This is a genomic window from Streptacidiphilus anmyonensis (assembly GCF_000787855.1).
Lineage (GTDB): Bacteria > Actinomycetota > Actinomycetes > Streptomycetales > Streptomycetaceae > Streptacidiphilus > Streptacidiphilus anmyonensis.
On the sequence record NZ_BBPQ01000128.1, the window covers coordinates 1 to 9,077 of the forward strand.

At 69.2% G+C, this 9,077-nt stretch carries 10 protein-coding genes and 1 pseudogene; 6 read left to right on the forward strand and 5 right to left on the reverse strand.

Features of this window, described 5'->3' with window-relative positions; translation table 11 throughout:
* The first annotated feature begins 68 nt into the window (after window positions 1-68).
* Window positions 69-533, forward strand: a complete 465-nt coding sequence (locus TR50_RS41570) for a hypothetical protein (RefSeq protein ID WP_042435648.1) — start codon at window positions 69-71, stop codon at window positions 531-533.
* A 52-nt stretch (window positions 534-585) separates the two neighbouring features.
* On the opposite strand, the gene TR50_RS41575 is transcribed toward TR50_RS41570, so the two are convergent.
* The 3 genes from TR50_RS41575 to TR50_RS45125 all read right to left on the reverse strand — a co-directional run bounded on the left by TR50_RS41575 (window position 586) and on the right by TR50_RS45125 (window position 3,520).
* Window positions 586-2,118 (reverse strand): ISKra4 family transposase, encoded by a 1,533-nt coding sequence (locus TR50_RS41575; RefSeq protein WP_042435651.1) that lies wholly within the window; start codon window positions 2,116-2,118, stop codon window positions 586-588.
* A 71-nt stretch (window positions 2,119-2,189) separates the two neighbouring features.
* On the reverse strand, window positions 2,190-2,729 hold the full coding sequence (locus TR50_RS41580) for a hypothetical protein (protein WP_052441898.1): 540 nt from the start codon (window positions 2,727-2,729) through the stop codon (window positions 2,190-2,192).
* 116 nt (window positions 2,730-2,845) lie between these two features.
* Complete coding sequence (locus tag TR50_RS45125; RefSeq protein WP_174514898.1) at window positions 2,846-3,520, reverse strand: hypothetical protein; 675 nt, start codon at window positions 3,518-3,520, stop codon at window positions 2,846-2,848.
* A 97-nt stretch (window positions 3,521-3,617) separates the two neighbouring features.
* Between TR50_RS45125 and TR50_RS41595 the strand changes: the two are divergent.
* From TR50_RS41595 to TR50_RS41610, 4 genes and pseudogenes are all read left to right on the forward strand, one after another.
* Window positions 3,618-4,384, forward strand: a pseudogene (locus tag TR50_RS41595) (transposase).
* 261 nt (window positions 4,385-4,645) lie between these two features.
* Complete coding sequence (locus TR50_RS41600; RefSeq protein ID WP_042435661.1) at window positions 4,646-4,861, forward strand: hypothetical protein; 216 nt, start codon at window positions 4,646-4,648, stop codon at window positions 4,859-4,861.
* Between the two features lie 274 nt (window positions 4,862-5,135).
* Complete coding sequence (locus TR50_RS41605; protein WP_052441899.1) at window positions 5,136-5,393, forward strand: DUF4277 domain-containing protein; 258 nt, start codon at window positions 5,136-5,138, stop codon at window positions 5,391-5,393.
* A 65-nt stretch (window positions 5,394-5,458) separates the two neighbouring features.
* On the forward strand, window positions 5,459-5,827 hold the full coding sequence (locus tag TR50_RS41610) for a hypothetical protein (RefSeq protein WP_042435668.1): 369 nt from the start codon (window positions 5,459-5,461) through the stop codon (window positions 5,825-5,827).
* Between the two features lie 490 nt (window positions 5,828-6,317).
* Here TR50_RS41610 and TR50_RS41615 read toward each other — a convergent pair whose 3' ends face one another.
* A complete protein-coding gene (locus TR50_RS41615) occupies window positions 6,318-6,740 on the reverse strand; it encodes a winged helix-turn-helix domain-containing protein (RefSeq protein ID WP_042435672.1) in 423 nt (140 codons plus the stop codon).
* A complete protein-coding gene (locus TR50_RS41620) occupies window positions 6,740-8,578 on the reverse strand; it encodes a hypothetical protein (protein ID WP_042435675.1) in 1,839 nt (612 codons plus the stop codon). Before TR50_RS41620 ends, TR50_RS41615 begins: the two co-directional genes overlap by 1 nt.
* A gap of 288 nt (window positions 8,579-8,866) precedes the next feature.
* Between TR50_RS41620 and TR50_RS41625 the strand changes: the two genes are divergently transcribed.
* On the forward strand, window positions 8,867-9,077 hold a 211-nt coding region (locus tag TR50_RS41625; protein ID WP_042435678.1), incomplete at its 3' end, for a hypothetical protein.

Here is a 9,077-nt window from a genome sequence, read left to right on the forward strand (position 1 = left end):
AGCCAGAACTACACGTCCGTTGACAGATCCGTGAGGGAATCTCACTGGGCCACTCGGCGGACCTCCGCATGATCGTCTACTTGCTCGTCGGCGCCGAGGTGCTGGTCGAAGGGCTGATGGATGTGTCGCTGATCCCGCCCGCCTGGAGGTTCGTGCATCTTCTCTGGATCGCGCTTATGGTGGACGCGGCCATCGCCTTCGGCGCCGTCACCCGCCGCAATCCGCACCAGGTCAGCGCGGAGACTCTGACCGTGCGCGCGGGTCTGCTCGACGAGCTCACCCTTCCACTGGACCTCGTGGAGAGCGTCAGGCGCGAGCGTCTGTCGATCAAGGGACGAGGGGTGCGGCCTGTGCCTGACCGCCCGGAATCTGTTGCGTGCAACGTCAGTGGAACCGCTGAGCTGGTCGTGGAACTGCGCGAGCCTGTGAGCCTGCGCCTGGCGAGTGGCGCACGATTCATCGTCCGACGTCTCCACCTCGCTGCGGACGACCCCGCGGCAGCTCACCGAGCCCTGCGTTCGGCCCTGGCGTGATAGCCGGTTCCGGATTACCCGTCACGAACCGCCTGAGAAGGTGCTGCCGCGATCAAGCGGACAGCGCATATTTCCGCTGGCCGGCGGTTGAGTAGAGCCGCTCGTGCTCGCGAGCGGCATGGAAGCGCCAGTAGGGGTCGAAGTCTCCGTTGGAGACGACGGCACGCAGTCGCAGGACGGCTTCGGCCCCGTGCAGGCTCCAGCGGGCGCCGGTGATGTCGAGACGGTCGGCGATCAGATGGCGGCAGGCGCCCTCGACCGCGCCGGTGGCGATCGGCCAGCCGCTTTCGAGCGCGGTGTCGTAGTGGAGCTGGTCGAGGTGGCCGGTCAGGTAGCGGTGGCAGGCATCGACGGCCTCGCAACGGGCGGCCGAGAGGTGTTCCCGCTCTGCCTCGGCGGTCATCTCCTGGGCAACCCGGTCCGCTTGACCTGCGAGGATCGCCGTCAGATGGTCGGCTGCCCAGGCCTCGGCCGCGGTGGTGCCGGGTTTGTGGAACGCGTGGGCGGCAGCCCAGACGTATTCGGCGACGTGCACAAAGTCCAGCAGGACATGCACTGTGACGCTGCGTCGGATGCTCTCCGCGTCGATCAGGTCGAGCTGGTGACGGGCACCGTCGACCAGGACCACCCACGGCCGCAGGTGGTTCGGGTCACGGGCCTGGGCCTGGTCGAAGACGTCGGCGATGACCTGCTCGGGCGGCCGGACCAGGGAAGCGGTGCACCACTTGCTTTCGGCCCTCGGCCCCGGACGAGCGGAGCGCTCGCCGCTGCGACCGCCGGGTGGGTGGATCACATCGTGGGGACGTCTGGGCGCCGGGCGGGTGTCGAACACGCAGGCCACGGTCGCCATCCGCTTCCGGTTCGGCTTCTCGCCGGGCGCGAGCCGACCCCGGTGGCCGCCGGCTTTGCTGGCAGCGGCTCGTCGGGTGGCTTCCCGTAGACCTTCCGGGCGCATGACCACGCCCTTGCCGTCCACCTGGATCACCAGCGGCATCTCGCGGCTGCACGGGACCGGGATCTGGGTGCGGTAGAAGCCGTCGACGTCGACTGCCGCGGCGACCACGAGCTCTTCCAGCCTGCGTTTGCCGAGTACGTTTCCGCATCGGCGCTCGATCGCGTCGTGGGCCTGGTCGAACGAGCCGCGGACGGCTTCGGTGACCGCGAGCCGCCGTAATCCTGCCGAGTGCCGGCCCGCCGGCAGCGACAGCATGGCATCGGCGGGATGCACGTTGCCCACGCTCGGGCCTCGGTAGGCGACCCGGGTGACCCTGACCATCCCGAACACGCTGGCCAGCCAGCGCGAGTGTCCCGTCTCCCGCCAGGGCCGCACCCGCCCTTCGGGCCCGACCACCACCGGCCTTGCGCCGGCTCGGACCTGCTTCTCCTCGCGTTGGGCGCGCAGGTCCAGGTGGTCCTGCAGCAGCAGGCGAAGCAGGTCCCGCCCGGCCGCGTCGAGGTATTCCTCCAGGTCAGCGTGGGTCCACGTGCTCGCATCGCTGCCCGACAGGGTGGTGGTCAGCGTCTCGAAGGCGCTGAGGGAGCGCGCAAACGGGTCAGTGGTGGCATGAGTGTTGTACCGTGTCATCTCCAGGGCTCTTCCCGTCGTGCTTCGTATTGGGTCGCACCTTCGAATGTAGGCGCGGAAGAGCCCTGCTGTTAACGGGAGTTGGGCGACCGTCCCGTTCGGCGGCGGGCTGGGGTGAACATGCCCGGGTTGTCCTCGTCCAGCCAGCCCCGCTCCACCAGCCGCTTCAGCTTCGACCGGGTGCCCTCGATCTTCCCGGTCTCGGCCGGGAGCCCGATCCTGGGCACGATCTGCTTGGCGCGGACCGGCCCCGGCGCGTCCGCCACCACCTCCAGAATGTCCCGATACACCCGCGGCAGGACCTCCGCCCCCATCCCGGGCTGCCAGTTCGGCACCGTCAGCACCCCGATCACCTGCCGCTCGGCTCCCGCATACGCCGACGCCACCCATTCACCCGGGATCGGCGGGTCGGCGGCGTCCGCCGCCGACCTCTCCGGAGTCATCTCCGCGAGCACTTCGGCGACCGTCTCGCGAGCGATCCGCAACCGCTCCAGGCCCTCCCGGGCCAGCTCCAGCTTCCCGGCAAGCTCAGCGAGCTCGGCTCCCAGCTCCTCCACCCGAACCCGCGCGGCTGCCTCGCGCGCTTCCAACTCCTCGAACAGCGAGCCCATCGGCCACCCCTCCTCCACCATCAAGGTAGAGACGACCGGCCCAGAGCACAGCCCCGCTCACCGTTCCCAGAGCTCAGCAGCTCCCTTCAGAGGAACTGCACCCATCGCCGATGCCGTCACCATTGACGACTTCTACCATCACCTGTCCACCTGGCTGCCGAACGAGGCTCAAGCCTGTCCCGCTTTTGATCGGCGGGAGGCTCGGCGCCCAGATGCAGACGTTGGATGCCGCCTCGTGTCAGCAGCATCCCGCTGCCGGTCACCAGGTCATGGGCGGCAAGGCCGATCCTCATGCCGGAGATTCGTCGGCCCTGCGCGTTCTCGACGATGGCCGGCCGGGTCGCCGCTCGCAGGGCCTTCCAGACCAGGCTGGACTCCTCGGTCAGGAGCTGGTGCCTCTTGGGCCCGACCTCCTGCTCGAACCAGCGCACCGCGAGACGGCCGGCTTCGAAGACTTCGCCCTCGCCGTCCTGTAGGCGGCGGGAGCGAAGGAACTGCACGACGGCCGAGTGCCTGATGTCGGATCTGGGTGCGACTGCGTCGTCCACCAGGACATCTTCGGGTGCCTGAGCCCCATCCGGCAGAAGCAGGAACGCTTGCCGGCCACCGCAGCCCAGGGCCTCACCGAGTTGGCGATGCAGATGCACCTGGTGAAGGCCCTTCGGGCCGGGATGGCTGCACAGCCAACCGGATCGCGGCAGGGCTTCGCTGATGCGCTGCCCGATGCGTTGCTCGTCTTCGGGCAGTGACCACACATCGGTCGTCTTCGTTCGGGAGCCAGGAGAAGCCACGCGCGCAGCATGGCAGAGAACAAGGACATTCCCTCAGCAGCGTCCGGGACCCCGCTGCCTGCCTCCGGACTCTGCCGGCCAATGCGAAGATCACGGGATGCCTCGTGTGATCACCGCCTCGGACCCCTCGTGGATACTCCCGTTCACGGGGTGACTCCGCGGGAATTCCGCACGTTGACCGTGGCGCTGCGACGCGAGGGCGCCGATGGAGTACGTCCGGGACGCCCCTGGGGACTGTCGCTTGAGGACCGGGTTCTACTGGTGGCTGCCTACTGGCGGACGAATCTGACGCTGCGACAGCTTGGACCGCTCTTCGGAGTGTCCAAGTCGGCAGCCGACCGCATGCTTCAGCACATCGGGCCACTGCTCGCGCTCAAGTCCCGTAGCCGGTTCCGCCCGGGTACCGTGCTGATCGTGGACGGCACGCTGGTGCCCACCCGGGACCGCTCCATCGCCGCACAGTCGAAGAACTATCGATACTCGACCAACCACCAGGTCGTCGTCGACGCTGACACCCGTCTGGTCGTCGCCGTGGGCCGCCCGCTGCCCGGCAACCGCAATGACTGCAAGGCCTGGACCGAGTCGGGTGCCGCCGCCGCAGTGGGCAAGACGACCACCATCGCCGACGGCGGCTACCAGGGCACCGGACTGGTCATCCCGCACCGCCGCCCGGCCGGCGGCGAGCTGTGCGACTGGAAGAAGGAGCACAACCACTCGCACAAGCAGGTCCGCGCCCGCGTTGAGCACGTCTTCGCGCGGATGAAGACCTGGAAGATTCTCCGCGACTGCCGCCTCAAGGGCGACGGTGTCCATACCGCCATGCTCGGCATCGCCCGTCTCCACAACCTGCTCCAGGCCGCGTAGGCCACCCCATCAGCCCGAGCTCCCCACTGCTCGCAGGGCGGCAAGATCAGTTACGGGACAGCCTTTCGGGGGCACAGCTCATCATCGCCGACAACAGCCCGCCGCTCATCGCTGAAGGCGACGTCGTGGTCCGCTACAGCAGGAGCGAAGACCGGCCGCCGTACGGCTTGATCGACGACGAGACCAGTTCGGAGGAGGCACCCACGACGTCAGCTGTATAACGGCTAGGGGAGCGCAGGTCCGACTCGGTAGCATCGGGGTATGCCCACGGGACCTTTGCACGACCGCGCCGTCAATAGCATCGTCAACGGTGAACTAACCCAGGAGATCTTCCCCTGCCGGTGCGTGATCGGCGAGGATCACATCGAGGGTCCGGACTCGGTTGACCACGAGGAGGAGCCTGAGGACTTCTCGTTCGCTGGAGCCGAGGAAATCTGGCTCTCCAGTGGCATGGATGAGGACTACGACTTCCGCTAACGACCGTGAGAGCGGTGGCAGTCGGCCCGCGACGTGAGAAGGGCCCACGGGTAGGGCGAGTTGTGGCACTTTCCTGACCCGTCGGCCTGCTCTCATCCTGCATGGGCAGACTGAGACCGGAGGTGGCGTTGGGGGCCCTGCTAGCCCCGTACTTCGCAGGTGACTGAATCGGCCGGTTCGGGGCCTGTGGGGATAATTGTTGGGGCCGTGGCCGCGTTGATGGGTTGTGACGAAGTCTTCCTGGTCCCCGCGGCCACGGACGGGGCGTCCACGCATGGAAGGCGTGGTCAGTGGCGTGGTGGAGAAGCATCTGGGCGTTCTGCCTGTCGTTGCCGAGCTTCTGCGCCGTTTGGATGTGGCCGGGACCGTCGATCGGTTGTGCCCGGGCCGGGACATCGCCCACCTGGCGGACGGCCAGGTCATCGAGAGGCTGGTGGCCAACCGGTTGACCGCACCTCCCCCGCTGCGGCGGGTGGACGACTGGGTACGTGAGTGGGCGGTGGAGGAGCGTCGGTGGGCGTACGGAGGATGACCAAGTGGTCGCCGGAGGCATGCGAGCTGTGGCAAGCTCATCTCCCCCGGGAAGAGGAATGACTGATGATCCATTACCAATGCGGATCGTGCTCGTATCAGAGCGACCATCTCGGCGAGGCTCAACGGCACTCGCACCAGACGGGCCACGTTTGCATCGGCAAGGACGATGCCGGGCCAGCCGGAGGTAAGTTCGGCAAAGCCAGGGTTGTTGTTAAGGCTGGCGCCAGCGTTCTGGCCGCCACCACCATCGGGGTCTTCGCCTGGAAGTACAAGGGGCTTCAGAAAGAGCACGAGGGGCTCCTGTCCATGGCTGCGGGACTGGTCGTGCAGTTGGCGGATTCGACGGCGGAGAACCAGAGCCTGAAGTCGGAGAACGACTACCTCAAGTCGGCCACTGGTGCCTCGAAGACGCTCAAGAGCTACGACTGCTGAGTGAGGGCGTACTGCGGGTAGCGCCACTGGTGGACGGGTGCCCCGGCGCTCGATGCCGTTGGAAGGTCGAGCAGGTGCCAGCCAAGCCCGGCGCTAGATCCGTTCTCCGCAGGTCATCCAGTCGGGAAGATCAACTGATCGCACCGGGTCAGCCACCGACCAGCGCAGCGGTCCGAGTTGCAGAACCCGCCGAAGCGGATCATTGACCAAGCAGTCCGCGCACAAGCGGCAGAGTGCCCTGGCTGCCCGCGCGGCCCCGTCGTCAGCCACTAGCTGACGCGCTGGTCCCGCCTGTGCCTGAGCGGTCCCTGCTTGGCGTGCGTGGGGTTCGTTCACCCTGAACTATCGGCCAGAGCGGTGCATCTCTGGAAGTTTGTTCAGGGTGAACGGCCGCTCCGTGAACGTCTCCGCGAAACACTTCGACCGAAGCGTTTCGCACTGGCGTCCAGGGCTGGCCGCACACTCCGCAGAACCGGGAGAGCGGGGCCGATCAGGCGGCCCCGCTCTCCCCAGCCACGGTGAGTGCATTGGCGAAGCGGTCGACGCGACCACGCAGTGCGGCGAGCTCGCGGGCGATCTCCTGAGCCTCAGCAATCAAGGGCTGGAGGTCCAGGGGGGTGCCGCTCGCGCCGGGGGTGGCCGCAGCGATGCCGGTGTCGCACATGAAGGTGCCCCGGCCCTGGACCGTGTAGACCAGGCCCTCGTCTCTGATGACCCGGATGGCGGCGCGGATGGTCATGGGCGCGTGACCGAAGCGGCGTTGCAGCGCCGCTTCGGACGGCAGCTGGTCGCCGGGCCGGTACCGTCCGCTGTGGATCGAGCTGCGCAGGGCGTCGGCGACGGCTTGGTACGGGCGCCGCTGGCTCGGGTCGGGGTGGTGCTCCCCCCGGCTCGTCCTCGGGTCGTCGCTCATCAGTTGGCCTCTTGCCGGCGGGCGACGTCGGCGGTGAGCCAGCTTTTCACGTCAGTCCAGTTCAGGCGCAGGTCGGTGCGGGGGCTGCTCAGTTCGCGCCACAGCTCGCTGGCGTCGCTGCGCAGGAGGTGGTGGCCGTTGTGCTCGGGGACGAGTCGCCCGAGCGCTCGGTACAGGTGCCCGGGGCTGCCGCCCGCGTAGCCGTAGGAGAAGGCGCCTGCGTGGGGGGACGGCAGCGGCTCGCACGTGAGCGTTCCGTCCGGGCCGGGGATCAGCGCGAACACTGCGGTGCCGCCCTGCGTCTCGTCGGCGGCGATCACGGTGGCGTCGGTGAGCTCTGGCATCGGGGAGTGCTCGGTGGGCCACTCGGCCAGCAGCAGCGGACCTCCGCTGGCCCGTTGCTCGGCCACCCAGCGGCCGGCAGGGTCGATCCACAGCCCGGTGATGTCCGCGATGTCCGCGCCGCGGCGCAGCAGGGCACCGCGGTGGGTGCGCAGGGCTTGCTCCGTGTCGGGATGGACCGTCAGGTTCTGGCGGAAGGCGCGGGTCACCGGGCCGTCGAGGTCGGACCACAGGTAGGTGTCCCAGGTCTCCCGGGCGGGGACCGGCGCGCCGTGCTCGCGCAGCACGCCGACCAGCAGCGCACAGACCTCCGCGAGCAGGTCGGCCAACGCGCTGCCCGCCTCGGCCGCGTCTCGGCGGGCCGCCAGGTGCTCCAGTTCCTGCTGCGCCTGCTCGACGGTGTCGCGGCCGGTGGTCGCGATCATCGCGCCGCGGACCTGGTGCTCGATGTTCAGCGGCAGGTCTGGCGGGGCGGGACGGGCCGCCAGGTACCAACTCTCGCCCTGGTTGGAGAGCAGCCCGTGCTCACCCCGGATGCCGGTCAGGACCTCGGTGGCCTCGGCCGCCAGCAAGGCGTAGCCCAGGGGCGCACGGCCGGCCAGACGTTCCTGGTTGGCCGCGGTCAGCCGCTGCTGCCAGGCGGGCCACTCGGTAGTGGTGTCCGGCTCGACCAGGGTGCGCTCGTAGCCGAGCACGGCGCGGGCCGCCCGGCGGGTCACCGAGCCGTCCAGCCACAGCGGCAGGCGGCGGCCCACCACCCGGGCAAACGCGTCGGTCCCCATGGTGAGCCCGGCGTGGGCGACCTCGACCGCGACGTCGTCCGCGTCCGCTGAGGCAACGGTCCCGGCGGTCGGGCGGCCCAGCCTCCCGAGCAGGCGGCGGGCAGCCCTGGGCGTCTCAGGGACCGGCTCGGGGCGCAGGGTGTACAGGTCGATGTTGTTGTGATCGCCCTCGAAAGCGGAGGAACCGCCGTACCGGCTGGGCCAGGAGAGCAGGGTGGGCACGCCCACCACCGCGTCCGCGCGTGCGGCGGCGGGCAGCACCGACAGGGCGACCCGGGCGGTGTCGTGTGCGGAGAGCCGGCCCGTGGTGTCGGTGAGCGGGCTTGCCCACAGCACCGGGCCGCTGGGGGTGTCGAAAGCGAGCACGTGGGCGCCGGCGGGCAGCCGGTGGCGCGCGAGCGGCGCCTGGGCCAGGCCGGCGAACAGCAGCGGGGCGGCTTCGGCGGCGGCTGGGGCACGGAACAACCACAGGCTGTCCTCGGGCAGTTCGCGGCCGCGGGCCAGGGTCCAGGCGTCGATGGTGGAGCCGTACCACAGCGGGTTGCCGTCGGCGTCGGCGAGGTCGGGCGGGGGCAGCACGGGCTGGGCCGACGCGGGCCGCTTCTTGTCGTCGGCCAGCAGCTTGCGCAGGGAGCCCTCCTTCAGCCCGGCGCGCCGGGCGAACTGGGCTGCGGTGTGCGGAGCGGTGCGGAGCGTCTCAGCATCGGGTGACATGCCGTCAAGCTACCCGCAGAAGTGGAGAAGCAAACAAGCAGAAGCGAAGAAGCTCTCTAGAGAAGCGGTTCCGCTTCTCTAACGGTGCCGTCCCACAGGGATCCTCAACTAGGAACTGGCTGAATCGAGATGGGGCGCCAGGGGCTGCGCCCCTGTGCGCGGCGCTGTCCGCTCGTCGCCCCTGGCTAGTGCCACCCCGCTAGCTCGTAAAGCTGGACGGTATACAGATTGGACCGCACCGGGACAAGAATTTGACCGCCGGTCAGGCCGTCCGCCACTCTGTGCACCATGCCGAACTCACAACGTGGCGAAGGGGCCTCGCGGACCGCCGCCCTGGAGCCGCTGGCGGGCCCGGACGTCCCCTTCGGCACCGCCGCCTACCAGGCACGCCTGCGCGGTGAGGCCGAGCTCTCTCGGCGGGGTGAGCGGGGCGAAGCGCTCGACTGGGTTGCCGAACTGCGCAACGCGCACAGCCGCGCGGAAAGGTACGCCGTCATCG

Excerpts from the sequence above, each read along its gene's own strand:
- TR50_RS41570 (WP_042435648.1), top strand. The coding sequence starts at position 69 with ATGATCGTCTACTTGCTCGTCGGCGCCGAGGTGCTGGTCGAAGGGCTG.
- TR50_RS41575 (WP_042435651.1), bottom strand. The coding sequence starts at position 2,118 with ATGACACGGTACAACACTCATGCCACCACTGACCCGTTTGCGCGCTCC.
- TR50_RS41580 (WP_052441898.1), bottom strand. The coding sequence starts at position 2,729 with ATGGGCTCGCTGTTCGAGGAGTTGGAAGCGCGCGAGGCAGCCGCGCGG.
- TR50_RS41600 (WP_042435661.1), top strand. The coding sequence starts at position 4,646 with ATGCCCACGGGACCTTTGCACGACCGCGCCGTCAATAGCATCGTCAAC.
- TR50_RS41605 (WP_052441899.1), top strand. The coding sequence starts at position 5,136 with ATGGAAGGCGTGGTCAGTGGCGTGGTGGAGAAGCATCTGGGCGTTCTG.
- TR50_RS41610 (WP_042435668.1), top strand. The coding sequence starts at position 5,459 with ATGATCCATTACCAATGCGGATCGTGCTCGTATCAGAGCGACCATCTC.
- TR50_RS41615 (WP_042435672.1), bottom strand. The coding sequence starts at position 6,740 with ATGAGCGACGACCCGAGGACGAGCCGGGGGGAGCACCACCCCGACCCG.
- TR50_RS41620 (WP_042435675.1), bottom strand. The coding sequence starts at position 8,578 with ATGTCACCCGATGCTGAGACGCTCCGCACCGCTCCGCACACCGCAGCC.